The sequence below is a fragment of the Kribbella sp. CA-253562 genome, assembly GCF_050942265.1.
Classification (GTDB): Bacteria; Actinomycetota; Actinomycetes; order Propionibacteriales; family Kribbellaceae; genus Kribbella.
This window is the reverse complement of the sequence record NZ_CP192049.1, coordinates 8,591,436-8,615,614: the sequence shown is the minus strand read 5'-3', so window position 1 is coordinate 8,615,614 and position 24,179 is coordinate 8,591,436. Positions and strand designations below refer to the sequence as shown.

Sequence of the window (24,179 nt, the reverse complement as noted above, 5' to 3'; positions counted from 1 at the left end):
CTGACGATCCCTGCACGAATTTTGCGCTCGACCGGCCGCGCCCGAGGCGACAGTCCGGCCGCGCATCAGCTCAGCTCCGGACCCGGAGCGTCGTAGTTGTGGCCCGCGCCGGGCTGCAGCGGCCCGAAGGTCTGCCGCAGCTCGAGTTCCTCGTTGATCACCGCGGCGAGCCGGGCGACTCCCTCAGTGATCCGCTCCGGCGTTGGATGACAGTACGACAAGCGCATGCACTGCGAGCCGAAACCGTCGGAGAAAAAGGCGGTTCCGGGCACGTAGGCCACCCGGGCCGTCACCGCGCGCGGCAGCATCGCCTTCGCGTCCAGCCCCTCGGGCAGCGTCAGCCAGACGTAGAACCCGCCGCCGGGCTTCGTCCACGTCGTTGCCGCGGGCATCTTCTCGGCCAGGGCCGCGAGCATCGCGTCCCGGCGTTCGCGGTACATCTCCTGGAACTGCTTCACCTGGCCGAGCCAGTCGTGCCGAGCCAGGTACGACGAGATCGCCAGCTGGCTGAACACCGGCGGGCAGAGCGTGGCCGACTCCTGCGCCAGCACGAGCTTCTCCCGTACGGCGTGCGGCGCGACCGCCCAGCCGACCCGGAACCCCGGCGCGAACGTCTTCGAGAACGAGCCGAGATAGATCACGCCTTCGCGGTCGTCCGCGCGCAGCGCCCGGCGCGGCTCGCCGTCGAAGCCGAGCAGACCGTACGGGTTGTCCTCCAGCACCAGCAGGTCGTAGCGCTGGCAGATCTCCAGCACCCGGCTGCGCCGCTCGTCGGCGAGCGAGACACCGGCGGGGTTGTGGAAGTTCGGGATCGTGTAGAAGAACTTGATCCGCTTGCCGGCCGCCCGGACCGCGGTGATCGCCTGCTCCAGCGCCTCCGGTACGACGCCGTCGTCGTCCATCGCGACGTGAACGACCTCACACTGGTACGCGCGGAACACCCCGAGCGCCCCCACGTACGACGGCGCTTCGCAGATCACCACGTCGCCCGGGTCGCAGAACACCCGGGTGACCAGGTCGACGGCCTGCTGGCTGCCGACGGTGACCACGACGTCGTCGGGATGCGCGTCGATGCCTTCCAGCCGCATCACGTCGCAGATCTGGTCGCGCAGGGTCGGATCGCCCTGGCCGGAGCCGTACTGCATCGCCGTGGCGCCGTGGTCGACGACCAGATCCCGGACGGCGGAGCCGACGACGTCGAGCGGCAGGCCGCCGATGTTCGGCATGCCACCGGCCAGCGAAACCACCTCGGGCCGGCTCGCCACGGAGAACAGAGCACGGATCTCCGATGCCGTCATGCCCTTGGTCCGTGCTGCGTACCGGTCGACGTAGTTGTCGAGACGGGTCTGCCGGACGTCGGGCAGGTCTGCACTCACGGAGCGGCTCCAGGGACTCGAGGGGGAAGTCTCAAGGCTACGCCGAGGTATCCGGGCGCGTGGATACCGATCGGCGCTTCCTCTCACTACCATGCCTTATAGGGGCAGGTTCGACCATGCCGCGGACTGGCAGCTGAGACGGCGGCCGGCCACACCTCACGCGGCGCGACCTGGCGGTACCGCGGAAGGCAGGATCGGAATGAGCGTGGGCAAGGCGTTCGGCTTGGCACTCGGCGGACTGTTTCTCGGCGTGCTCGCCGGGTTCGCCGGCGAGCTGTTCAGACGGCAACCGGCCGACAAGGTGCAGCAGCGGTACGTCGCACCGCAGGCCGCCGAGACCCCCGACGCGCGTACGCCGGCGCCGGCGGCCCGATGACCCCCGAGAGCACCCGGCACCGGAGCAACTGATGTCACGCCGGCTGGAACCGCTGACGCTCGCCAACCTGGACGAGCTCCCGGCGCCCTGCCGGGCCTGTGTGTTCTGGGAGCTCGACCCGGTCGCCGCGCGGACCGCGGCCCGGACCGGCGACACCGAGCTGGAGAAGGAAGCCTGGCTGTCCCAGCTGCTGCTCGACTGGGGGTCGGCCGGGTTCCTGCTGTACGTCGACGACCAGCCGGCCGGCTACGTGATCTACGGCCCGGCCGCCAATTTGCCGCGGATCCAGGCGTTCCCGACCGCGCCGGTCAGCCCGGACGCCGTGGTGATGGCGACCGGGCGGATCCTGCCGCGCTACCTCGGCATGGGCCTCGGCAAGATGCTGGTCCAGGGCGTCGCGAAGGACGTGCTGAAGCGGGGATTCCGCGCCGTCGAGGCGTTCGGCGACTCCCGCTGGGACGGGCCGGGCTGTGTCTGGCCGACGGACTTCCTGCGCGCGGTCGGCTTCGGCGTCGTACGGGAGCATCCGCGGCATCCGCGGTTGCGGCTGGATCTGCGCTCGACGGTGACGTGGCGCAGCGAGATGGAGGCGGCCGTCGAGCGGGTACTGGGAGTCATCCGGCCCGAACACGCGCCGCCCCGGCCGGTCACGGTGCGCGAGGTCCTGCCTCGCGAGCCGCAGCGCCTCCAGCACGGCGCAGCGCCGAGCTGACCTCAGCAGAGAAAGGCCGCCCCTGATGGTCTACCGATGGCTCGCCGACGCGGTGATGATCTTCCACGGCGCGTTCCTGCTGTTCTTCGTGCTCGGCGGCTTCCTGGCCTGGCGCTGGCGCAAGCTGATCTGGGTGCACCTGGCCGTCGGCCTGTACAGCCTGTTCAACGTGATCATGGACTTCGCCTGCCCGCTGACCGAGCCGGAGAAGTACTTCCGCCGCGAGGGCGGCGAGCAGGCCTACGAGGGCGGCTACATCAACCACTACCTGGACGGCAGGCTCTGGCCCGAGGGCGCCACGCCGACCGCCGAGAAGGTCGGATTCGCGCTGCTGATCATCTCGTACGTCGGATTCTTCGTCACCGGCTATCTGCGCAAGCGCCGGACAACCAGGGACGGATCAGTGGTCACCCGGACGTGATCCGGCCTGCCGGTCGCCATACTGGTAGCCGTGTCCATCACCACGCACAGTCCGGTCGACGCCTACATGGCCGACCTGAACCGCGCGCTCAGCGGTCCGCGCCGGCGCCGGGCCGACCTGATGGCCGAGGCGCGGGACAGCCTGGAGGACGCCACCGAGGCGTACGAGGCGGACGGCCTCGATCGGGTCGAGGCCGAGCGGCGCGCGGTGGACGACTTCGGCGACCTGGCCGTGGTGGTTCCCGGCTACCGGGCCGAGCTCGGCATCGCCCAGAGCCGCCGGACCGCGGTGCTGCTGTTCCTGGTGATGATCGCCCAGCCGATCGTCTGGCAGGAGGGCGCATGGGCGTGGACCCAGCAGCCGAACGAGACCACCCCGCTGCTCGAGCTGCTCAACCGGTCCGTGATGGTGACCGGCTCGCTCGCCATCGTGGGCGCCGCTCTGGCCGTCGTGGGGACCGGTCTGGGCCTGCGCTACCCGTGGCTGCGGGATCGCGTGGCACGGGCGACAGCCCTGTTCGCCCTGGTCAGCGCCGGAGCGGTCGCGGTGATCGCGACCTGCATGGGCCTGTTCAGCACCGAGCTCGAAGGCTCCAACCTCGCGGGGCTGAGCGTCGTCGGCGGGTTCGTGCTGCTCCCGCTGCTGCTGGTCTCGTACTCCGCGCGCCGCTGCCTTCGCCTCGTCTGAGCGGCGCGGTCAGCTCGTCCGCGGGCGCAGCACGCCCTCGATGACCGCGCGGAACGTCTCCCACTCCCCGCGCCCGTCCGCCAGCATCTTCTGCCCGGCCGACGTGAGCTGGTACGTACGGCGCTTGCGCCCGCTCACCGTGCTCCACTCGCTCGCCAGGTAGCCGGCGCGCTCCAGCCGTCGCAGTGCCGGGTACAGCGTGCCCGTCGGCAGATCCACCGCGCCACCGCTGCGCGCCTGCAGCGCCTCCATGATCGCGTAGCCGTGCAGGGGCTCGTGCTCGACGACCGCCAGGATCATCGGGTCGAGGTGTCCACGCAGCGCATCCGCCTTCATGTAGCCAGTCTACCCATACAGGTGCTACCGTCGACAGTAAATAAGTAGAACGGCTACATGTAGCAAAGCGAGGCAGAAAACGATGAGCGTTCAGACTCCCGCCAAGGCACAGACGGGCGGCAGCCCTCCCGGCCTGCTGGCGCGGATCGCCGGCTGGGCCCAGCGGCACGCCGGACCGGCGGTCGCCCTGTGGCTGCTGGCGTTGATCGCCGTGACCGCGGCCTCGACGCTGGTCGGCAGTGCGTACAAGAACGACACGTCGCTGCCCGGCACCGACTCGCAGCGGGTGATCGAGGTCCTCGACCAGCATCAGCCGCGCGGCACCGCCGACTCGGTGCAGATCGTGGTCGCCGACGAGCAGGGCCTCAGCCGCCCGGCCGCCAAGGCGCGCGTCGACGCGATGCTGGCGAAGGTGCGCGCCCTGCCGCACGTCGCCCAGGTCGAGAGCCCGTACGCCGGCCAGGGCACGCTGTCGCAGGACGGCCGGACCGCGTACGCGACGGTGACGCTGGATGGGACCGACGTGGACCCGGAGGCGGTCCGCGCGATCATCACCGAGGCGCAGGCAGCCGCCGGCGACGGACTACAGGTCGAGCTCGGCGGCGACGCGGTCCGGGAAGCGGCCGAGAGCGGCGGCGGTGCGGCCGAAGGCGCGGGAATCCTGGCCGCGCTGGTGATTCTCGTCTTCCTCTTCGGATCGTTGCTCGCGGCAACACTTCCGCTGCTGACCGCGCTGTTCGCCGTCGGCAGCACGCTCGGCCTGCTGGTGCTGGCCTCGCACGTGTTCACCGTGCCGAACTACACCGCGCCGGTGATGATGCTGGTCGGGCTCGGCGTCGGCATCGACTACGCCCTGCTGATCTTCTCGCGCTACCGCAGCGAGCTCCGGCACGGCGTCGACCGTCGTCGCGCGGCCGAAATCGCCCTGGACACCGCGGGCCGCTCGGTGATGTTCGCCGGGTGCACGGTGGTCATCGCGCTGCTCGGCCTACTGGCGCTGGGACTCGGCGCCCTGCAAGGCGTCGCGCTCGGCGTCACGCTGACCGTGCTGATGACGATGCTCGCCGCCGTGACGCTGCTGCCCGCGCTGCTCACCTTGTTCGGCAAGCGGATCGAGCGCAGTGTGCTCAAGCACGCCGCCAAGGCCCGACGTGAGCCGGGTGACGGCTGGCGCAAGCTCGCCGGAGTCGTGCAGCGCCGGCCCTGGACACCGCTGCTGCTCGGCGTCGTCGCGCTCGTCGTCCTGTGTCTGCCCGCCCTCGACATGCGGCTCGGCTTCGCGGACGCCGGCACCGACGACCCGGCGAAGACCACCCGCAAGGCCTACGACCTGCTGGCCAAGGGGTTCGGGCCGGGCTTCAACGGTCCGCTGATCGTCGTGACCGAAGGCGATCGCGCGGCGGCCGAGGCGCTGAACCGCAAACTGGCCACCGACAACGGGATCGCCGCGGTCACGCCGCCGCAGCAGAGCGCCGACGGCGCGATCGCCACCATGCTCGTGTTCCCGACGTCGGCGCCGCAGGACGAGGCGACGAGCCAGCTCGTCGAACGCCTGCGCGACGAGACGCTGCCGGCGGTCGCCGCGCAGACGAAGGCGACGTACCTGGTCGGTGGCTCGACGGCGGCGGCGGACGACTTCGCGGCGGCGGTGAGCAGCCGGCTGCCGATCTTCGTGCTGGTTGTCGTCGGCCTGTCAGCCCTGCTCCTGCTGGTGGTCTTCCGGTCCGTACTGATCCCGCTCAAGGCGGCCGTGCTCAACCTGCTCAGCATCGGCGCCTCGCTCGGCGTCATCACGCTGGTCTTCCAGCAGGGCTGGTTCGGCGCGCAGCCGGGACCGATCGAGGCGTTCGTGCCGGTGATGATCTTCGCGATCGTGTTCGGGCTCTCGATGGACTACGAGGTGTTCCTGATCTCCCGCATCCACGAGGAGTGGCGGCGGACCGGTGATCCGATCCAGGCCGTGCGCGAAGGCCTGGCCAACACCGGCAGCGTGATCACCGCCGCGGCCGCGATCATGATCGTCGTGTTCGGCGCGTTCCTGCTCAGCCCCGACCGGATGCTGCAGCAGTTCGGCCTCGGCCTGGCGACCGCCGTACTGATCGACGCGCTGCTGATCCGGTGCGTCATCGTCCCGTCGGTCCTGCGGCTGCTCGGCAACCGGGCCTGGTGGCTGCCGCGAAGCCTCGAGCGAGTCGTCCCCACGGTCGCCCTGGAGCGCGACCACCGATCAGAAAACTGATCGGTCCGGCAGAAAAGAAACCACCCACCCGCCTGAGCAGGCGGGTGGGTGGTGCGCATTCAGGGGGTCAGACGGTCAACTGGCCGAAGCGCAGCATGCCGGTGGCGGCGTCCTGCTCCGGCGGCAGGTACACCCGCTGGATCGCCACCACGATCGCCTCGGCGACCACGTCGCGGAAGTCGGGGTCGGCCAGCCGGGACGCGTCGTGCGGGTTGGTCACGTAGCCGATCTCGAGCCGGACGGCGGGCATCTTGGTCCGGCGCAGCAGGTCCCAGGTCTTCTGGTGGGTGCGGCAGTTCAGCAGGTCGGTCCGGGCGACGATCTCGCGCTGGACCAGCCCGGCGAACTGCTCACCGACGCTGGACGAGGCGCCGTGCAGGTCGGTGCCGTAGTAGTACGTCGCGACGCCCTGCGCCTCGGGGTTCATCGAGCCGTCGGTGTGCAGTGAGACACACAGGTTCGCGTCCGTGTCGTTCGCGAAGGCCGCGCGGGCCAGCTCATCGGGACCCTGGTCCCGCCCCCGCGACAGATAAGCCCGTACGCCGGTCGCGCCCAGCCGGCCCTCGATCCGGGCCGCCAGGTCGTAGGCCACGTCGGACTCGCGCAGGCCGAAGCCTTCCCAGCCGTAGTCGAAGCCGCCGTGACCGGGGTCGATCACCACGGTCTTGCCGGACAGCCGCGGACCCGCCGCCCGGACCGCCTCCGCGGACCGCAGCGCGTCCGGCCGGCCGCCGGTGGCCATCGGGCGGATCCGCTGCAGCGCCTTGAAGGTGGACGGGCCGCACGTGCCGTCGGCGGGCAGGCCCATGTTGCGCTGGAACTCGGTCACCGCGCGCTGGGTGTCGGGTCCGAAGATCCCGTCCACCCGCGCCACGGCGAACCCGAGCTCCTGCAGCTTGGCCTGCAGCGCGACCACGTCGTCCCCGGTCATCGGGTGCGACACGACGAACGTCAGCAGCCGGTCGCCCAGCCGCCAGCGGGCGTCGTCGATCGCCCGGTACGTCTGCGGGCCGACGATGCCGTCGATCATCAGCCCGCGCTGCTGCTGGAAGCCCCGCACGGCGCGGGCGGTCTCCTCGTCGTACACCGAACGCGGGCCTTCGGCCAGCAGGCCGAGGCGCTGCAGCTTGCCGATGATCTCGGCCACGGCCTCGCCGCTGTCACCGATCCGGTAGATCCGGGCGCCGTTGGGGGCTTCCATCAATGCTCCTTGCCGTGCGGCGGTCGGCGCCCCGGTGAGGGGGCGCCCAGGCAGTCGTCTCAGCCGGTGAAGTCGGCCAGTTCCTTCAGCAGCGCCGCCTTCGGCTTCGCGCCGACGATGGACTTGGCCAGCTCACCGTTCACGTAGACGTTGATGGTAGGGATACCGGTGACGCGGTAGTTGCTCGGGGTGACCGGGTTCTCGTCCACGTTCATCTTCAGGAAGGTCAGCTTGTCGCTGTGGTCCTGCGCCAGCTCCTCCAGGATCGGGGATACCTGGCGGCACGGGCCACACCACTCGGCCCAGAAGTCCACCAGCACCGGCTTGTCGCTCTTCAGCACGGTCTGGTCGAACTCGGCATCGGTGACAGCGTTCATCTTCTCGCCCACGGCGAACTCCTTCGGTTGTTTCTCGAGTAGGTGTCAGACGGAGACAGGCTCGGTGGCCGCGGCCGCCGCGGCGGACTGGCTGTCGGCGAAGTCCAGCGTGGCCAGGTAGCGCTCCGCGTCCAGCGCGGCCGAACAGCCGGTGCCGGCCGCGGTGATCGCCTGGCGGTAGGTGTGGTCGACCAGGTCGCCGGCCGCGAAAACGCCCGGCAGGTTGGTGTTCGTGGTGCCCGGCTGGACCAGCACGTAGCCGTCCTCGTCCAGGTGCACCTGGCCCTTGACCAGCTCCGAGCGCGGGTCGTGCCCGATCGCGATGAACAAACCGGTCACCGGCAGCTCACGCGTCGCACCGGTGATCGTGTCGGTCAGCGTCACCCCGGTCAGCTTGTCGTCACCGTGGATCTGCGAGACCGCGGAGTTCCAGGCGAACTCGATCTTGTCGTTGCCGAACGCGCGCTCGGCCATGATCTTCGAGGCCCGCAGCTCGTCACGACGGTGCACGATCGTCACCTTGTCGGCGAACCGGGTCAGGAAGGTCGCCTCCTCGATCGCGGTGTCACCACCACCGACCACAGCGATCTCGTGCTGCTTGAAGAAGAACCCGTCACAGGTCGCACACCACGACACCCCGCGACCGGACAGCTGCTCCTCCCGCGGCAGGCCCAACTTGCGGTACCCCGACCCCATCGCCAAGATCACGGTCTTGGCCCGGTGCTGGGCGCCGGCCGAGTCGGTGACGACCTTGATGTCACCGGTCAGATCCACACTCACGATGTCGTCGGGAACCAGCTCGGCACCGAAGCGCTCGGCCTGGTCACGCATCTCCGACATCAGATTCGGGCCCATGATGCCCTGCGAGAAACCGGGGTAGTTCTCCACCTCGGTGGTCGTCATCAGCGCGCCACCGGCCGTCACCGACCCCTCGAACACGAGCGGCTCCAGCTGCGCGCGCGCGGCATACACCGCGGCGGTGTAGCCCGCCGGGCCGGAGCCGATGATGATCACGTTGCGAACTGCGTCGCTCATGAAGGCGTTCCTCGTTGTCGTCGAGACTGGACGTCGTACTCAACGGATCCTAGAGGCCGACCATTCCCAAGGTACCCACCGCGGCCGCTGGGCAAGCCAGTGGCTCACCGAGCGGCCTCAGCGGTTGCGCAGCGTGACAGTGGTGTCGTAGAACGGCGTCGCGGGACCCCCGGAACCGCTGCAGCCGGTGACCACGAACACCTTGACGTCGCGGGCCGAGCCACCCGGCAGCCCGATCACCGTCGACCGCTTGCCGTCGACCGTCGCGGGCTGGACCAGCCGAAGCTCCGAGTTCGGCTGGGTGGTCGCGAACTGCCGGGCACAGTCGATCTCCGCCGCGTCGCCGTGCAGGATCGGGCCCTTGGCGCCCTCCAGCCAGCGCTGAGCGTCGGGGCCGACCTGGCCGGTGGTGATGCTGGGCACGGACGTCGGGCTGCCGATGCCGGCGGCGCCGTCGGTGCTGTGATCGGCAGTGGCCAGGACGACGCCGACCACTCCGGCTCCGGCGACGAGGACCACCGCAGCCGCCGCGAGCAGCAGCTTCGGCAGATGCCGATGGGGCTCCTCGCGGAGCTGGACCAGCGAGTGCACGCCGACCGTCGAGGCGCGCAGCACGGACTCCGACGCGATCACGGCGTTCAGGTGCTCGGCCACGTCGGCCGGCATCGGGATGTCGGTGCGGCCCTCGTCGGCCAGGTCCTCGGTCAGCTGCAGCAGGGCGTCGTACGTCTGCTGGCAGTCCGGGCAGGCCTTCACGTGCTCGCGGGCGCGGTGCGCCTCCGGAGCGGGCAGCAGGTTCTCGATCAGGTCGGCGATGGTGTCGGTGTCGAGGTGCTCGAGGTGCTCACTGGTCGGCAGACCGGCGTCGGTCATCGGGGATCCGCCCCCTCGCGGGACGTGCCGTTGGAGGCGCACAAAGTGGTCATCGGTGGAGTGCTCCGGTCGGGATGCGCTGACTGGTCGCGGGTGGGCGACTCCGCTTCGACGGGCGACCCGGTCATTCGGTTCCCCCCGTTCCCGAACTCGTCGTGGCGGCCTTCGGCGCCCGCTTCTGCGGCGTCTTCTGCTCCGGTACGGCGTCCGCTGCGCTGCCGCCCCGCGTGGTCTGCCAGTGCCGCAGCAGCGGCAGCAACCGGGCCCGCCCCCGCGCGCAGCGGCTCTTCACCGTGCCCGGAGCGCAGCCCAGGATGGCGGCCGCCTCCTCGATCGAGTACCCCTCCATGTCGACCAGGACCAACGCGCTGCGCTGGTCCTCGTTGATCTGCTTCAGTGCGTTCAGCACGTCCAGCCGGCGCTCGCGCACCTCGGCCGGGTCGTCCTCGGCCGGACCGGCCAGCTCGGCCGCGCGGTCCTCGTCCTCCGGCAGCGGATCGGCGGCCCGGACCTGCCGGCGGCGGATCCGGTCCAGGCAGGCGTTCACCACGATCCGGTGCAGCCAGGTGGTCACCTTCGCGTCACCACGGAACGAGTCGGCCCGGCGGAACGCCGAGATGAACGCCTCCTGCAGCGCGTCAGCGGCCTCCTCGGGCTCGCCCAGGGTCCGGATCGCGACCGCCCACATCCGGTCGCGGTGCCGCTTGACCAGGTAGCCGAACGTGTCGGGATTGCCGGCCACGTGCAGCCGGAGCAGCTCGTGGTCGTCCATCGCCTCGTAGCCCTGCGGCGGCACAGGACCCGCGCCCGGGCTGGGGGGCGGACCGATCCGGGTGATGTCGGAGGTCATTTCTGGATCTTGACCTCCGAGATCTCGCCGCGGTAGCCGCTGCCTTCCTTCGGCAGCTTCGTCAGCCAGACCAGAACGTACCGCGACTCGACCGGCGCGGGCGGCTTCAGCGTCGCCGACTCGCCCGCGTCCTCGGCCTTGGCGACCGACTTCCAGCCACCGACGGTGGCCGGCGACTTGGCCGGGTCGGACTCCGGCACCATCAGCTCCAGGTCGGTGCCCTCACCGACCAGGTCGACCGTCACCTGCGAGACCGGGGTGACGTCGCCGAGGTCGTAGACGATCCCGACACCGGGCTTGGTGCCGCCGAGGTCGGGCCGGTTCTTGTACGACATCGTCGTCCAGGTGGTACTGGCCTTCTTGTCGTAGGTGTTCGGCACATCCTCGGGGTGCTCCTCGCCGTTGCCCTTCGGCTCCGGGTCGAAGTCCTTGGCGCCGGTGATGGTGACGGCCTCGTTGGTCGGCGCGGCCGGACCGGTGGTCTGCGGGACCTCCGGGGTGGCGTCGCTGCTCTGCTCCTTGTTGATCGCGCCCTTCACCAGGAACTGCGCCATCAGGATCACCGACAGCAGAGCCAGAACCGCCAGCAGGATCAGGATGCGGCCGCCCCAACTGCCACCGCGGCGCGGCTCGTCGGCCGGCGGACGGCGCCGGCCGTTGCCGTTCTGCGCGGGCTGGCGGCGCAGCGGCTGGGTCTCCTGGGCCTGCGCGTACGTCGATTGGGCCGCCTGGCCGTTGCTCGCCGCGCGGGCCGGAGTCGGGTCGAGCGCGGGCGGGGGCGCGGCCGGGACGATCTGGGTGGCGTCGTCGATGCTGCCGTTCTGCCGGGCGACCGCGACCGTCTCGTCCATCTGGCTGGGCGGCTCGTGCGAGCTGCCGACGACGCCGGACAGGGCGGCCGAGAGTCCCGCCGCGCTGGCGATCGGTGCGGCGTGGTGCCGGGGCGGGTCGCCGAGCAGCCGGTCGGCGATGTCGTCGAGCGAGCGCGGCACACCGGCGCGCACCTGACGCGGGCTCAGCAGCCGGCCGTGCTCGACCGGAGCGGGCTGCAGTCCCCAGGCCGGACCCGGGCCGGGCCAACGGCCGGTCAGCGAGGCGTAAAGGATTTCACCGAGCGCACGGACGTCCTGCTCCGGCGTACCGGGACCGGTGGAGCGCAGCGCGGCCTCGGTGGCCAGACCGACGACCTTGATCGCTCCGGCGTCGGTGACCACCACGGTGGCGGGGCTGATCGAACCGTGTGAGTGACCGGTGCGGTGCAGGTTCTCCAGCGCTTCGGAGACCTCGCGGGCCAGCCAGCCGGCCTGCTGGCCGGTCAGCGGTCCGGCGCTGAGCATCCGCTCCAGCGGGCGGCCGCCGGCCCACTCGCGCACGCAGTAGGTGACGCCTTCGAAGACGTCGCAGTCGAGCACCCGGAGGAAGCGGGGGTCGTTCGCGGCCGCGGCCCGCCGGGCCGCGTCGAAGAGCACGTTGGTCCGCGGGTCCCCGACCGGGAGCACGTCCACGACGACCGCTCGGCTGAGCACCTCGTCCACTGCCCGCCACACCCGCGCACCATCGATCTCCGCGAGCAGCTCGGCGATCCGGTAGCGGCCGGCGAGCAGGGCACCAGGACTGACGGTCTGGTTCGACACGGTGTCTCTCGCCCTCCTCGATGCACTGGTCGGCCTGCGTCTCCCGCTCCGGTCCGGGCGGCAGCCAGATCCGGCCCTACAGGCGGTCGCGAGCGGATGGCGGTCCGATCGCAGCCCCCATGCTAGTGCCCACCCCCACCCAACTGCCGGTACGAGTGCACAAGCGGGCCGGGGGTCAGGAGCGGCGGGCCCTTCCGGGCAGCTTCGATGTGACCATGGACACCACGTCGGTCACTTCATGGATGCGCAGCAGCCGGGCCACCCCGAGGTAGACGGGCAGCATCACCACGGCGCCGATGCCGAGCTGGAGCACGGCGGCCAGCGGGCCGCTCCAGTCCAGCTGGGCGTTGACGAGCTCCAGCACGCCGCGGCCGAGCCCGGCGCCGACCACCGCGGCGATCACCATCGCCAGCATCGGCAGCCCGATCCCGGCGCCGTGCACCCGCGGCACCTTGCGGGACAGCACCCGCCGTGACAGCACCACCGCGACCAGGTACGACAGCGCGTACGCCGCACCGAGCACCACACCGCTGTAGCGCAGATGCGTCTCGTCCAGCAGCACCCGTACGCCGACCACCGCGGCGGTGATGTTGGTGGCGGCGATCGCGACCTGCAGGAAGAACGGCGTCCGGGTGTCCTCGAACGCGTAGAACGTGCGCAGCTGGAAGTACTGCACGGTGTACGGCACCAGGCCGAGCGCCAGCGTCATCAGCGTGTACGCCATCAGCGTCAGGTTGTTCTTGCCCGACCCGTAGCCGGCGATCACGGTCACGATCGGGTGCGCGAAGGCCACCATCGCCGCCGCCGCGGGGATCACGATCGCCAGCGTCTGCCGGATCGACCGGGCCGACAGCCGGGCCACCTCGGTGACGTCGCCGTCGGCGGCCAGCGAGGACAGCTGCGGCATCGCGGCCGTCGCCAGCGACACCGTGACGATGCCGTGCGGGACCAGGATGATCAGCATCGCCGTGCTGTACGCGAACAGACCCGCCTTCGCGCCCGGGTCGTCGTTCGCGCTACCGGCGATCGCGAGCTGCGTGACGACCACCAGCGTCACCTGGTTCACCGCGACGAACAGGACCGTCCACATTCCCAGCCGGGCGGTGTGACCCAGCCCGGTGCCCCGCAGGCCGAACTTCGGCCGGTAGTGGTGGCCGCTGGCCCGCAGGTACGGCAGCAGCACGAGCAGCTGCACGGCGATGCCGACGGTGTGGCCCAGGCCGAGCAGCAGCTCTTCGCCGTGGCTGTAGGTCGCCGGGTTGTCACCGGTCCGGTAGATCAGCAGGAAGGCCACGATCGACGCGCACGCGACGATGTTGTTCGCGATCGGCGCCCACATCATCGGGCCGAACCGGCGCCGCGCGTTCAGTACCTGGCCGACCAGCACGAACGCGCCGTAGAAGAAGATCTGGGGCAGGCAGAGCCGGACGAACATGATCATGTTCGCCTTCTCAGTCGCCCGCGACGGGTCGTGCAGTTCCTTGGGCAGGTACAGCTCGGCGATCGCCGGGGCCAGCAGCACGCAGCCGACGGTGACGACCGCCAGGACGACGAAGCCGAACGTCAGCAGCCGGTTGGTGAAGTCCTGCCCGCCGTCGTCGTGGTTCTTGATCGCGCGGACCAGCTGCGGCACCAGCACGGTGTTGAAGACGCCACCGGCCAGCAGGATGTAGAGGCTGTTCGGGATGGTGTTCGCCGCGGTGAAGATGTCGCCGCGCAGCGCGGTGCCGATGGCGGCCGCGAGCAGGGCGATCCGGACGAATCCGAGCAGGCGGGACAGGACCGTTCCGGCTGCCATCACCGCCGCGGAACGCAGGGTGCGGTCAGCCATCCTTCGACCCGACTCCTTCTTTCAGACTCTCGGGGGTGACCCGCAGCGGCTCGACCGGTGCCAGCGGGTTGGGCTCGTCGGGGTGCGGACCGTCGGTCGCCGCGGTCTCCGGTACGTCGGCGGCCAGCGCGGCCGGGTCGATCGGGGCGGGGTGCAACGGGTCTTCGCCGGGCTCCGGCGTCGGGTTGCGCCGCTCGGAGCGCACCCGCCGGTAGATCCGGACCGCCGACGTACCGAACAGCAGCGCGACCGCGGAGCCGACCAGGATCCAGCCGACGCTGCCGTACTGCGCGGCCTGGATCACCAGCTCGCGCGGATTGCCGACCGGCAGCTCGTCGACCGACATCACCTGCGCCTCGGCGCGGATCAGGCCGTTCTGCTCGGCGCTCGCGTTGATCTGGTACGTCGCCTTCTGGCCCGGCGGCACGGTCCTGACCTGCAGTGGCTCGATCCGCAGGTCGGTCCGGTTCACCGACCGGACCACGACCCGGACCCGGACCGACACGTTCAGCTCGTTCGCGATCGTCAGCGGGAACGTGCCTTTGCTGCCGGACAGGTTCACCTTGAGCTCGCGGTGCGCGCCGCTGGAGCCGCCGGAGTTCGTCACCAGGTGGACCTTGCCGAGCTGCCCGTTGACCGAGCTCAGCTCGGCGGTCGCGAACCGCTGGGACTCGTCGGGGAAGCCGCGCCAGCTGGTCGACGTACTGCGCAGCAGGGCACGGCGCAGGTTCTCGTCCGCGCGCTCGCGGTCGGTCAGCAGCGAGACGAAGGTCGTGGTCGCGGTGGTCAGCGCCTTGATCTGCTGCAGCTGGTTGCCGGTCAGGCCGGGCGTCGACCGGGGCACGGTCGGGCCCTTGGTCGCCACCGGCTTGGCCTGCGGGTGCTTGGGGTCGCTGCGGTAGAGCACGTCCAGCCCGACCGGCGTGATCCACGGCAGCGACAGGCCGTCGGACAGCGCGGCGGTCGACCGGCCGGTCTCGTCCGAGCCGCGCGGCGGCAGGGCGACCACGGTGATCGGCGTCTTGCCGGTCGAGGCCAGCAACGCCGTCTCGGCCGCGAACCGTTGCCGCACCTGGACCGGATCGTTCGCGGTCGCCGGATCCGGACCGCCGGCGGTCAGCGCCGAGTCGGCGATCACCGTGCGGACGGTCTTCACCGGGCCTTCGGGCGTCACGATGTCGTACATCGGCGACGGGGACAGCGCCGGGCGGGTCTCGGGCGTCCACGAGGCACTGGGGACCAGGTTCACGTCGTCGGGCTTCGTCCCGGCGTACCCGGTGGAGCCGGCGGCGAGGGTGCGGCTGCTGGCGACGCCGCCCTCCAGCCAGAGGCCGGACTGGAAGTACTGCGAGCCGCCGAGGTTGTACTGCTCGGTCGCCGTCCGCGCCTGGCCGACCAGATCGCGCAGCGGGCTTCCACCGTCGATCAGGCTGCCGACGTCCGGGTCGCCGTACGGGAGCAGGACGACGGGGTTGCGGGCGCGGGTGGCGGTGAACGCGCTGTACCAGGCGGCCGCGATCTTCTGGCCCTTGCCGGCGCGGGTCTGGCCGCCGTCGACGACCCGGTAGCCGGCCGCCATCCGCTTGACCTCGTCGATCATCGCCGGGTCGGCCAGCCAGGTGACCTTGCGCTTCTTGCCGATCTCCAGCAGCCGGCCGAGCTCACCGCTCGGCGCGAGCGCGTCAGCCAGCGACTCGTTGGTGAACCGGTCGCCGCTGAGCAGCGTCGGGCGGTGCCGCAGCGGGACCACCAGCGCGGTGGTCACCTTGCGGGCCGTCGGCTTGCCGGAGACGACGGGCATCAGGGTCCGGGTCAGTCCGGCCGAGACCCGGCCGGTCGTGCCGGTGTCCTCGTTGCGGTAGTCGCCGCGGAAGCGGACGCCGACCGTGTAGACGCCCGGGCGGCCGGTCACACCCCAGTCCTTCCAGGGCACCACCAGCCGGAACGGCACCGTGGCCTTCGGGGTCAGCGGGGCGGCGTACTCCTGGAAGCTGGTGGAGTCGGAGTTGTTCAGGCCGACGCAGTCGTTGCGCCCGTTGACCGGCTCGTCGGCCTCGGTCGGGATCGCGGCCAATTGGGCCCGCGTGGTCAGCCGGCTGTCGTCGATGCAGACCGCGGCCTGGGTGTTGGTCAGCGTCGCGGTGCTGGTGTTCGTGACCCGGCCGGTGATCACCACCTGGTCGCCGGGTTTGGGGGCGGACGGCGTGAAAGAGTCGATGGCCACCTCGACCACCGGGTCCTCCGCCGAGGGGCTCGCGACCGCGTCCGGGCCCGGCTGAGCCGCCACCGACGCAGCGATCACCAGGCTCGCGCCCACGCTCGCGCAGAGCCTCAGTCGCCGTCTGAACACGCCGTCACCGTAACCTAGTTCCCCGTGTCTCCTACTTCCGACCAGTCGCGCTCCTCCGGATCACTGTCCGCCGTCCAGCGGCAAGGGGTCCAGGCGTTGCTGAAGATCGCCCCGGTGGTCGACGAGCTGGGTGCCCGCTTCGACGCGGCCGGCCACGAGATCGCGCTGGTGGGAGGTCCTGTACGCGACATTCTCCTCGATCGTGGGAGCAAGGATCTCGACTTCGCCACCTCGGCCCGGCCCGACGTCGTCCAGCGGCTGCTGGCCGGCTGGGCCGACCACGTCTGGGACATCGGCAAGGCCTTCGGCACCATCGGCTGCCGCAAGGACGACTGGGTCCTGGAGATCACCACCTATCGCTCGGAGTCCTACGATCCCACCTCGCGCAAGCCGGAGGTCGCCTACGGCGACACCCTCGAGCAGGATCTGTCCCGGCGCGACTTCGCGATGAACGCGATGGCCGTCCTGCTGCCGTCGCACAAGTTCGTCGACCCGTACGGCGGGCTGGAGGACGTCGCCGGCAAGGTGATCCGGACCCCCGGCACCCCGGAGGACTCGTTCTCCGACGACCCGCTGCGGATGATGCGCGCGGCCCGGTTCGCCGCCCAGCTGGCCTTCACGCCCGACCCGGCGGTGGTGGCGGCGATGACCGCGATGGCTGAGCGGATCACGATCGTGTCGGCCGAGCGAGTCCGCGACGAGCTGGAGAAGCTGGTCTGTGCGCCGTACCCGAGGATCGGGCTCGACCTGCTGGTGTCGACCGGGCTGGCCGACCACGTGCTGCCCGAGCTGCCGGCGCTGCGGCTGGAGCTGGACGAGCACCACCGGCACAAGGACGTCTACCAGCATTCGCTGACCGTGCTCGACCAGGCGATCGACCTGGAGCCGCGGCTGAAGAAGGACGGCATCGAGGCGCCGGACTTCGTGGTCCGGTTCGCGGCGCTGATCCACGACATCGGCAAGCCGAAGACCCGCAAGTTCGAGGGTGACGGCAAGGTCACCTTCCATCACCACGACGTGGTCGGGGCGAAGCTGGCGAAGAAGCGGATGCAGGCGCTGCGGTTCAGCAACGAGCAGATCGCCCAGGTCAGCAAGCTGGTCGAGCTGCACCTGCGCTTCCACGGCTACGGCAGCGGCGAGTGGACCGACTCCGCCGTACGCCGGTATGTCCGCGACGCCGGCGACCTGCTCAGCCGGCTGCACGTGCTGACCCGCGCCGACTCGACCACCCGCAACAAGGGCAAGGCCGAGGCCCTGCGGTCGGCGTACGACGATCTGGAAGTGCGGATCGACCGGCTGCGCGAGCAGGAGGAGCTGGACTCGATCCGGCCCGACCTGGACGGCAACCAGATCATGGAGATCCTCGGCATCGGGCCCGGCCGGGAGGTCGGCGAGGCGTACAAGTTCCTGATGGAGCTGAGGATGGACCGCGGCGAGATCGGCGCCGACGCGGCCCGGGAGGCGTTGCTCGCCTGGTGGGCCGAACGGAATCCGCCCGGATCCGCCTGAGTTGTACACAGCTCTGTCCACAGGGGGTTAACTTCTGTGGATGGAGTGGTTGTTGGCCGCGCTGGGTGGTGGTGGAGTCGCGCTGCTGGGCCGCTACGTGTGGGACCGGCGCATCGCGCGACGCACCGACACCGAGGAGCTCGACCAGATCCGCCGGCTGGCCGACGAGGACATCACGTTGCTCGGCGAGGAGCTGCGCCGGCTCGACGCCCGGGTGACCGGGCGGAAGCTGGACGCCGACGCTCAGGTCGACTTCCAGTTGGCGCTCGACTCCTACGAAGCGGCGCAGCGCGCGGTCAAGGGGATCCGGTCGGCTGAGGGGATCAGCGCGGTCACCGACGCACTGGCGACCGGGCGGTACGCGATCGTCTGCGTCCAGGCCCGGGTGGCCGGGGAGCCGGTCCCCGAACGGCGGGTGCCGTGCTTCTTCAACCCGCAGCACGGGCCGTCGACCACCGACGTGGTGTGGACCCAGCCGAAGTACGGGACAAGGACCGTGCCGGCCTGTGCACAGGACGCCGCGCGCGTGCGGGCCGGTGACGATCCGGAGGTGCGGTTCGTCCGGTACCGCCTGCGGCGAGTGCCGTACTGGCAGGCCGGCGACGCGGTCACGCCGTACGGGCGGGGGTACTTCGCGCTCGGTCCGTGGACGAGCTACGTTCCGCTGACCGGGTTCGAGAAGAACCGTGACGGCGGCACCGACAGCTGATCGACCGTTCCACGTGGAACAAAGAGCAGTCCAGGAGGTTCGCTGGTCTACTCTCTGGCCGTGGACTTCTGGAGCATCGTCGGGTGGGGCGGCTCGGCCCTCGTGGTCGTGTCACTGCTGCAGACCCGGATCCTGCGCCTGCGGCTGCTGAACCTGGTCGGCTGCATCGTCCTGGTCGCGTTCAACCTGGTGATCGGCGTCTGGCCGATGGTCGGCATGAACGCCGTGCTCGCGGTGATCAACGTGGTCCAGCTCTACCGGCTGCTCCGCCACCGCCACGACATGTCCGAGTACGACGTCCTGCAGGTCGGCTCCGGCGACACCTACCTACGGCACGTGCTCGACGCCCACGCCAAGGACATCCGCCGCTTCAACCCCGACTTCACCGCCGCCACCGCGCCGTACGCGTTCCTGGTCCAGCGCGGCGAACGCACCGTCGGCGTCGTCCTGGCCCACGACGCCGGCGAGGGCCGCGCCCAGATCGACCTCGACTACGTCCTGCCCGAGTACCGCGACTTCACCCCCGGCGAGTTCGTCTACCGCCGCAGCGACGTCTTCACCGACCACGGCTTCCGCCAGGTCCTGGCCCCCCGCCGGATGCGCGAGTCCGCCTCCTACCTCAACAAACTCGGCTTCCACCGCGAAGGCGCGGACCTGGTGCTCGACCTCAGCTGAGCTGCTTCGCGAAGCAGCGGGAGGCTGGTTCGTGTTCGAAGGGTGGGTAGGCGGGGATCGGGTGGTAGCCGTGGCGGGTGTAGAGGGCGATGGCGGCGTGTTGTTCGGGGCCGGTTTCGAGGCGCAGGGTGGTCAGGCCCTGGGCGCGGGCCTGGGATTCCAGGTGGGTGAGCAGCAGGCGGGACAGGCCCCAGCCGCGGGAGGACGGTTCGACGTACAGGCGTTTGATCTCGCCGAGGTCGGCGGTGACCGGCTGGAGGCCGATGCAGCCGACGGGGGCGTTGTCGACGAGCAGCAGGGTGAAGGCCGTGTCGGGGTGCGGGGTGACCAGGGGCTGGTCGTCGCCGTAGAGCGCGGCGAGCTCCGACTGCTGGGCCGTGGTGAGGGCGACCAGCGCGGGATCGGTGGCCTCGGCTGGTCGGAGGTGGGCGCCGTCGATCATGCGGACGGACGCTAGCAAGCGGGGGTGACGACGCTGTTTCGGAATCCTCTCCGGGCTGTGGACCAGGCGTGAGGAGCGTGCTCTGATAGGGCCCGTGCTCGAGCAGATCGCCGCCCACGTCCGTTCCGGTCAGCTGGATCCGGCCGACCTGGTCGAGCAGGCGCTCGCCCGGGCCCGGGACGCCGCCGCGCTGAACGCCGTCGTTCACCTGGACGAGAAGGGGGCCCGCGCCGCCGCGGCCTGGCATGACCGCAAGGGACCGCTGGCCGGCGTACCGGTGCTGGTGAAGGAGATCATCGAGGTCGAGGGTCTCCCGTACCGCTGCGGGTCGGCGGCGATGGACGAGCTCGGCCTGCGCGACGCCGACGTCGTCCGCCGGCTGCACGCAGCGGGAGCGATTGTGATCGGTCTCAGCCACTCGCACGAGTTCGCCTACGGCTGCACCGGTACGTCGAACCGCACCGGCCCGTGCCGCAATCCGCACGACCCCGAGCGGATGACCGGCGGTTCCAGCTCGGGCGCCGGAGCGGCCGTCGCGGCCGGCGTCGTGCCGCTCGCGATCGGCACCGACACGGCCGGCTCGGTGCGGATCCCGGCCGCGCTGTGTGGAGTCGTCGGCTTCAAGCCCGCGTACGGGACGTTGCCGACCGACGGGGTGTTCCCGCTCGCGCAGAGCCTCGACCATGTCGGCGTTCTGACCCAGACCGTCGCCGATGCGGCCTATGCCCTGGCCGCCCTGACGAACTCGATGCCTACGGCACCTTTGTCGACACCGCCACGGCTCGGCATCGTGACCGGCCGGACCGAGTACGACGCCGAGGTCGCCGAGGCCTGGTCGGCCGGGCTCGCGCGGTTGCAGACGGCCGGCGCGACGACCGAGCCGATCGGCCTTCCCGACGACATCACCCGGACGGCGATCGACCTGCAGGGCCCGGAGGCCGTCGCGAACCACGCCGGACGCAGCACCGACGCCTACCAGCCCGACGTCCAGCTCCGGCTGAAGGAGGCGGCCGAAGTCCAGGCCTGGCGGTACGTCCAGGCCCGCCGGGACACCGAGACGATCCGCGCCCAGGTGAAGGCCGTGCTGGACCGGTACGACGCCGTCGTGCTGCCGACCGTCCCGCTCGTCGCGCCGCTCATCTCGGCGGTGGCGGACCTGAGCGGATCGACTGCCGTCCGCGCCCAGCTGATGCGCAATACGCGCTTGGCCAACCTCACCGGCTTTCCCGCGATCACCGTGCCGCTGCCCGTCCGCGGCCTGCCGGTCGGTCTACAAGTGATTGCCAAGGACAACGAAACCGCGGCCGCCACGGCCGGCTGGATCGCCGGCCGGCTGGCGGCCGCGGAAGGCTGAGGCCGGCCCCCAGGGCAGTGGGGGCCGACCGGTCCGTCAGCTGTAGACCCGTACGTCGGCCAAGGTCCACCAGTGGTCGCTCGCACTCGTCGAGGTGATCCGCAGGTAGCGGGCCCGCGTCGGCGTGACGTCCACGTTCGTGAGCTGACCGTCGGACGTGCCGGTCTTCAGCGGCCGCCACGTCGTACCGTCGTTGCTGTACGCCAGTTGCCACGTGCCCGGGTAATCCCCGAGGTTGCCGCCGCTGTCCAGCGCGACGCGGCGGACGGTCCGCGCGGTGCCGAGATCGACCTGCACATACTGACTGGACGCCAGCGCCTGCTTGCTCTGCCACAGCGTCGAACCGTCGGCGTCGATCGCCAGCGGAGCCAGCTCTGCTCCGACCGAGGCCGTCGCCCCAGCTAGCGGCACCGGCTTGTACGCCGACCGCAGTTCCCGCGCCCAGACGAACGTTCCGATCGCGCCACCGGGCAGCGTGTACTCGAAGGACTGATCGCCGACGGCGACCGCGAAGCTCCGCGGCTCGTCGTTCTCGTTGTGCACGAGCAGCGCCGTCGACCCGTCGCGGTTGCGGAACGCGGACGACATCAGCTGCCCGTTCCACCCGGTTGTCCCGTACGACGTGGAAGCGATCCGCTGCGCGCCGGGCTTCACGAACTTCGACAGGTGACCGATCGTGTAGTACTCCGCGTCCGTGCTCACCGTGCCGTCCGGGTGCCGGGTGACCAGACCGGTGCAGGTGTCGCACCCGCCGTTGTGCGGACCACCGTCGGCGTTCAGCGCGATGTTCCAGTTGACCACCGACTTCGCCCAGTTCCGCGTGGTGCCGAGCATCAGCGTGCGGGCGTGCCAGGTGAGCGTGCCGCGGAAGATCTGCGGCGGAGTGTCGTTCGGCCCGTGCGAGCCGGAGCACTCGGTGAACCAGATCCCCTTGTCCGGGAACGCCTGCCGCAGCGCCGTTTGCGCAGCAGGGGAGCCGGAGTAACAGTGGTACGCCGTACCGGCGATCCAGCGCGCGGCCGGCGAGCTGAGCAGTTGGTAGGGGTAGTCCGTCTCGGGATCCTCACCAGGCGGAGTGTTGGCGACATCGCCCGGGTGGGTGGTCCAGTTGTGGTCGTAGCCGAGGATCTTGGTTCGCGGGCTGGCCGCGCGCAGCATCGGGCCGAGCTGCTCGATCACCGCGGCCGCCTGGCGGACCGGCAGATCGGTGCCCGGGTAGCCGCTCGGCGTACGGTTCTGCGGCTCGTTCTGGATCGAGAGGAAGTCGACCGGGACGCCGGCCGCGGTGTACGCCTTGACGAACTTCACCAGGTAGCGCGCGTAGGCGTTGTAGATCGCCGGGTCGTCCTTCAGCCGGCCGCCGACCAGCGAGTCGCCGGTTTTCATCCAGGCCGGCGGGCTCCACGGCGTCGCCATCACCTTGAGCTCCGGATTGAGCTGCTTGGCCCGGCGCAGCAACGGCAGGATCTGCTTCTGCTCGTGCGCGATGCTGAAGTGCCGCAGGCCGAAGTCGGTCTGGCCGGCGGGCATGTCGTCGTAGGTGTAGTGCTCAGGCTGGGCGGTGAAGTCCGACGAGCCGACCACCTGGCGCAGGAAGCTGACGCCGATGCCCTGCTTCGGATCGAACAACGAGCGCATCGTCTTCTCGCGGTCCGCGGGCGACAGTTGGTAGAGCACGGCGGCCGAGGAGTCGGTGATCGAGGCGCCGAAGCCGTCGACCGTCTGGTACGTCGTACCGGGGTCGACCGTGATCGTCGTCTGCCGGCTCGAGCCCTGGGCGAACGCGACCGGCGCCCGCTCGTGCAGCAGTTCGGCGCGGTCGGGGGTGGTCACCCAGACGCGGGCCTGGGTGGTCGATCCGCCGCCACGACCGTCGCCGATCGCCTCGGCGGACGGGACCAGCCCCGTCGCCAGCAGGGCGGTGGCCGTGACGGCGGCGCCCAGCGTGTGCCTTCTCATGGACGGGCTCCTTACATCGGGCGGGATGTAACAAATGAAACACAGAACAGCGCGGGTGAAGACAGAAAACGCTCGCTCTGGTCTGCTGTCAAGACTGAAGATAAGGTCCGACTGTGGAACAAAGCGATGTAACAAATGCCTAGACGGGTCACCGTGCGGGACATCGCGGCGGAGACCGGGGTCTCGATCGCCACCGTCTCGCGGGTGCTGAACCAGGCGGGCAACGTGTCGCCGCGGACGCGCGAGCTGGTCGAGCAGGCGGTCCAGCGGCTCGGCACGGCCGCGCCAGGCCCCCGCGGCGGTACGCCGAAGCCGGCGGCGGGCGCCGTCTATGTGCGCTGCCCGTATCTGCTGACCGACTACTTCGGACTGATCGTCTCGTCGATCGCCGAGTCCCTCGACCGCCACGGCCGGCAGCTCGTCCTGAACGCAGGGCAGGCGGTGGCGGCGGAGCCGACCCTGTCTCGCCTCGCCGAGGGCCGTCGCGCTCCGGCGCCCGGCACCGCCGGTCCGGCACCGACCGGCCCCCGCGGTGAGCCAGGCATCGGTGGGGCGATCCTCATCCTGCCGCCCGAGTCGGCGGATCAGCTCGTCCGGCTGCGCGAGCGACGCTTCCCGTTCGTGGTCGTCGATCCGCGCACCCCGCTACCCCGGGACATCGCCTCCGTCTCGGCCGCCCACTTCTCCGGCGCCCGCCAGGTCGGCGCGCATCTCACCGACCTCGGCCACCGCCGCATCGGCGTCATCGCCGGTCCCCGCGAATGGCTCGCCAGCGACGCCCGCCTGAGCGGCCACGCGGCCGCACTCGCCGACGCCGGCTCCCTGCCCGACCCCGCACTGATCCGCTACGTCGAGCCCACCATCGAAGAGGGCTACCGCGCAGCCGGCGAGCTGCTCGATCTCCCGCAGCGCCCGACCGCGCTGGTTGCCTTCAACGACAAAGCGGCCGTCGGCGCCCTCCAAGCCGCGGCCCACCGCGGCCTGCGAGTCCCGCACGACCTGTCGATCGCCGGCTTCGACGACATCGACCTCAGCCGAGCCACCTCACCCATGCTCACCACCGTCCGCCAACCCCTGCAGGAAATGGGCCGAATGGCCGTCAGCCTGCTGATCCGCCTACTCGACCACCACGAAGTCGAAGCCCTCCACGTCGAACTCGCCACGGAGCTGGTCGTCCGCGACTCCACCGGCCCCGCGTTGAACACCTAGCCGGGATCACGACGTCCGTCGGTG

Annotated in this window: 22 protein-coding genes; 10 read left to right on the top strand and 12 right to left on the bottom strand. The window is 70.7% G+C overall.

Features of this window, described 5'->3' with window-relative positions:
• Window positions 1-65: 65 nt before the first annotated feature.
• Window positions 66-1,376: a PLP-dependent aminotransferase family protein gene (locus tag ACQPXM_RS41095; RefSeq protein ID WP_432943404.1), complete on the bottom strand. Its 1,311-nt coding sequence runs from the start codon at window positions 1,374-1,376 to the stop codon at window positions 66-68.
• Between the two features lie 199 nt (window positions 1,377-1,575).
• Between ACQPXM_RS41095 and ACQPXM_RS41090 the strand changes: the two genes are divergently transcribed.
• Genes ACQPXM_RS41090 through ACQPXM_RS41075 form a run of 4 tightly spaced genes read left to right on the top strand, consistent with a single transcriptional unit; the run spans window position 1,576 to window position 3,572 of the window.
• Window positions 1,576-1,752, top strand: a complete 177-nt coding sequence (locus ACQPXM_RS41090; protein ID WP_432943403.1) for a hypothetical protein — start codon at window positions 1,576-1,578, stop codon at window positions 1,750-1,752.
• 31 nt (window positions 1,753-1,783) lie between these two features.
• Complete coding sequence (locus tag ACQPXM_RS41085) at window positions 1,784-2,464, top strand: GNAT family N-acetyltransferase (RefSeq protein ID WP_432943402.1); 681 nt, start codon at window positions 1,784-1,786, stop codon at window positions 2,462-2,464.
• A 25-nt stretch (window positions 2,465-2,489) separates the two neighbouring features.
• On the top strand, window positions 2,490-2,885 hold the full coding sequence (locus tag ACQPXM_RS41080; RefSeq protein WP_432943401.1) for a DUF2784 domain-containing protein: 396 nt from the start codon (window positions 2,490-2,492) through the stop codon (window positions 2,883-2,885).
• Between the two features lie 30 nt (window positions 2,886-2,915).
• Window positions 2,916-3,572, top strand: a complete 657-nt coding sequence (locus tag ACQPXM_RS41075) for a permease prefix domain 1-containing protein (protein WP_432943400.1) — start codon at window positions 2,916-2,918, stop codon at window positions 3,570-3,572.
• A gap of 9 nt (window positions 3,573-3,581) precedes the next feature.
• On the opposite strand, the gene ACQPXM_RS41070 is transcribed toward ACQPXM_RS41075, so the two are convergent.
• Window positions 3,582-3,908, bottom strand: a complete 327-nt coding sequence (locus tag ACQPXM_RS41070; protein ID WP_432943399.1) for a PadR family transcriptional regulator — start codon at window positions 3,906-3,908, stop codon at window positions 3,582-3,584.
• Between the two features lie 82 nt (window positions 3,909-3,990).
• Here ACQPXM_RS41070 and ACQPXM_RS41065 point away from each other — a divergent pair, with 82 nt between their 5' ends.
• Window positions 3,991-6,147: an MMPL family transporter gene (locus tag ACQPXM_RS41065; protein ID WP_432943398.1), complete on the top strand. Its 2,157-nt coding sequence runs from the start codon at window positions 3,991-3,993 to the stop codon at window positions 6,145-6,147.
• A gap of 67 nt (window positions 6,148-6,214) precedes the next feature.
• On the opposite strand, the gene ACQPXM_RS41060 is transcribed toward ACQPXM_RS41065, so the two are convergent.
• The 8 genes from ACQPXM_RS41060 to ACQPXM_RS41025 all read right to left on the bottom strand — a co-directional run bounded on the left by ACQPXM_RS41060 (window position 6,215) and on the right by ACQPXM_RS41025 (window position 16,298).
• Window positions 6,215-7,348 carry an N-acetylmuramoyl-L-alanine amidase gene (locus ACQPXM_RS41060; RefSeq protein WP_432943397.1) on the bottom strand — a complete coding sequence of 378 codons (1,134 nt, stop codon included), beginning with the start codon at window positions 7,346-7,348 and terminating at the stop codon, window positions 6,215-6,217.
• Window positions 7,349-7,407: 59 nt separating this feature from the next.
• Window positions 7,408-7,725, bottom strand: coding sequence for a thioredoxin (trxA, locus tag ACQPXM_RS41055; RefSeq protein ID WP_041290800.1), 318 nt, complete (start codon window positions 7,723-7,725; stop codon window positions 7,408-7,410).
• Between the two features lie 45 nt (window positions 7,726-7,770).
• On the bottom strand, window positions 7,771-8,760 hold the full coding sequence (gene trxB / locus ACQPXM_RS41050; RefSeq protein WP_432943396.1) for a thioredoxin-disulfide reductase: 990 nt from the start codon (window positions 8,758-8,760) through the stop codon (window positions 7,771-7,773).
• A gap of 117 nt (window positions 8,761-8,877) precedes the next feature.
• On the bottom strand, window positions 8,878-9,633 hold the full coding sequence (locus ACQPXM_RS41045; RefSeq protein ID WP_432943395.1) for an anti-sigma factor family protein: 756 nt from the start codon (window positions 9,631-9,633) through the stop codon (window positions 8,878-8,880).
• 124 nt (window positions 9,634-9,757) lie between these two features.
• Window positions 9,758-10,483: an RNA polymerase sigma factor SigM gene (gene sigM, locus ACQPXM_RS41040; RefSeq protein ID WP_432943394.1), complete on the bottom strand. Its 726-nt coding sequence runs from the start codon at window positions 10,481-10,483 to the stop codon at window positions 9,758-9,760.
• Entirely contained in the window at window positions 10,480-12,117 is a 1,638-nt protein-coding gene (locus tag ACQPXM_RS41035) for a protein kinase family protein (RefSeq protein ID WP_432943393.1), read from the bottom strand. Before ACQPXM_RS41035 ends, sigM begins: the two co-directional genes overlap by 4 nt.
• A 175-nt stretch (window positions 12,118-12,292) precedes the next feature.
• The gene (gene murJ / locus ACQPXM_RS41030) at window positions 12,293-13,948 is read right to left on the bottom strand and encodes a murein biosynthesis integral membrane protein MurJ (RefSeq protein WP_432943392.1); all 1,656 of its coding nucleotides are present in this window, start codon (window positions 13,946-13,948) and stop codon (window positions 12,293-12,295) included.
• Window positions 13,941-16,298, bottom strand: coding sequence for a DUF6049 family protein (locus ACQPXM_RS41025; protein ID WP_432943391.1), 2,358 nt, complete (start codon window positions 16,296-16,298; stop codon window positions 13,941-13,943). Before ACQPXM_RS41025 ends, murJ begins: the two co-directional genes overlap by 8 nt.
• A gap of 24 nt (window positions 16,299-16,322) precedes the next feature.
• Here ACQPXM_RS41025 and ACQPXM_RS41020 point away from each other — a divergent pair, with 24 nt between their 5' ends.
• The 3 genes from ACQPXM_RS41020 to ACQPXM_RS41010 are packed head-to-tail and all read left to right on the top strand — an operon-like array spanning window position 16,323 to window position 19,191.
• A complete protein-coding gene (locus ACQPXM_RS41020) occupies window positions 16,323-17,807 on the top strand; it encodes a CCA tRNA nucleotidyltransferase (RefSeq protein WP_432943390.1) in 1,485 nt (494 codons plus the stop codon).
• A gap of 40 nt (window positions 17,808-17,847) precedes the next feature.
• The gene (locus ACQPXM_RS41015) at window positions 17,848-18,516 is read left to right on the top strand and encodes a hypothetical protein (RefSeq protein WP_432943389.1); all 669 of its coding nucleotides are present in this window, start codon (window positions 17,848-17,850) and stop codon (window positions 18,514-18,516) included.
• Window positions 18,517-18,576: 60 nt separating this feature from the next.
• Window positions 18,577-19,191: a hypothetical protein gene (locus tag ACQPXM_RS41010; protein WP_432943388.1), complete on the top strand. Its 615-nt coding sequence runs from the start codon at window positions 18,577-18,579 to the stop codon at window positions 19,189-19,191.
• Here the strand turns inward: ACQPXM_RS41010 and ACQPXM_RS41005 are convergent.
• Complete coding sequence (locus tag ACQPXM_RS41005) at window positions 19,184-19,633, bottom strand: GNAT family N-acetyltransferase (RefSeq protein ID WP_432943387.1); 450 nt, start codon at window positions 19,631-19,633, stop codon at window positions 19,184-19,186. The two genes, ACQPXM_RS41010 and ACQPXM_RS41005, sit on opposite strands and share 8 nt — an antisense overlap.
• A 94-nt stretch (window positions 19,634-19,727) precedes the next feature.
• On the opposite strand from ACQPXM_RS41005, the gene ACQPXM_RS41000 reads away from it, so the two are divergent.
• Complete coding sequence (locus ACQPXM_RS41000; RefSeq protein WP_432943386.1) at window positions 19,728-20,987, top strand: amidase; 1,260 nt, start codon at window positions 19,728-19,730, stop codon at window positions 20,985-20,987.
• 36 nt (window positions 20,988-21,023) lie between these two features.
• On the opposite strand, the gene ACQPXM_RS40995 is transcribed toward ACQPXM_RS41000, so the two are convergent.
• Complete coding sequence (locus ACQPXM_RS40995) at window positions 21,024-22,946, bottom strand: discoidin domain-containing protein (protein WP_432943385.1); 1,923 nt, start codon at window positions 22,944-22,946, stop codon at window positions 21,024-21,026.
• Window positions 22,947-23,081: 135 nt separating this feature from the next.
• On the opposite strand from ACQPXM_RS40995, the gene ACQPXM_RS40990 reads away from it, so the two are divergent.
• Window positions 23,082-24,155 (top strand): LacI family DNA-binding transcriptional regulator, encoded by a 1,074-nt coding sequence (locus tag ACQPXM_RS40990; protein ID WP_432943384.1) that lies wholly within the window; start codon window positions 23,082-23,084, stop codon window positions 24,153-24,155.
• Window positions 24,156-24,179: the final 24 nt, after the last annotated feature.

Coding starts and splice junctions, on each gene's coding strand:
- ACQPXM_RS41090 (WP_432943403.1), top strand. CDS start 1,576: ATGAGCGTGGGCAAGGCGTTCGGCTTGGCACTCGGCGGACTGTTTCTC.
- ACQPXM_RS41085 (WP_432943402.1), top strand. CDS start 1,784: ATGTCACGCCGGCTGGAACCGCTGACGCTCGCCAACCTGGACGAGCTC.
- ACQPXM_RS41080 (WP_432943401.1), top strand. CDS start 2,490: ATGGTCTACCGATGGCTCGCCGACGCGGTGATGATCTTCCACGGCGCG.
- ACQPXM_RS41070 (WP_432943399.1), bottom strand. CDS start 3,908: ATGAAGGCGGATGCGCTGCGTGGACACCTCGACCCGATGATCCTGGCG.
- ACQPXM_RS41065 (WP_432943398.1), top strand. CDS start 3,991: ATGAGCGTTCAGACTCCCGCCAAGGCACAGACGGGCGGCAGCCCTCCC.
- ACQPXM_RS41060 (WP_432943397.1), bottom strand. CDS start 7,348: ATGGAAGCCCCCAACGGCGCCCGGATCTACCGGATCGGTGACAGCGGC.
- trxA (WP_041290800.1), bottom strand. CDS start 7,725: ATGAACGCTGTCACCGATGCCGAGTTCGACCAGACCGTGCTGAAGAGC.
- trxB (WP_432943396.1), bottom strand. CDS start 8,760: ATGAGCGACGCAGTTCGCAACGTGATCATCATCGGCTCCGGCCCGGCG.
- ACQPXM_RS41045 (WP_432943395.1), bottom strand. CDS start 9,633: ATGACCGACGCCGGTCTGCCGACCAGTGAGCACCTCGAGCACCTCGAC.
- sigM (WP_432943394.1), bottom strand. CDS start 10,483: ATGACCTCCGACATCACCCGGATCGGTCCGCCCCCCAGCCCGGGCGCG.
- murJ (WP_432943392.1), bottom strand. CDS start 13,948: ATGGCTGACCGCACCCTGCGTTCCGCGGCGGTGATGGCAGCCGGAACG.
- ACQPXM_RS41015 (WP_432943389.1), top strand. CDS start 17,848: ATGGAGTGGTTGTTGGCCGCGCTGGGTGGTGGTGGAGTCGCGCTGCTG.
- ACQPXM_RS41005 (WP_432943387.1), bottom strand. CDS start 19,633: ATGATCGACGGCGCCCACCTCCGACCAGCCGAGGCCACCGATCCCGCG.
- ACQPXM_RS40995 (WP_432943385.1), bottom strand. CDS start 22,946: ATGAGAAGGCACACGCTGGGCGCCGCCGTCACGGCCACCGCCCTGCTG.
- ACQPXM_RS40990 (WP_432943384.1), top strand. CDS start 23,082: ATGCCTAGACGGGTCACCGTGCGGGACATCGCGGCGGAGACCGGGGTC.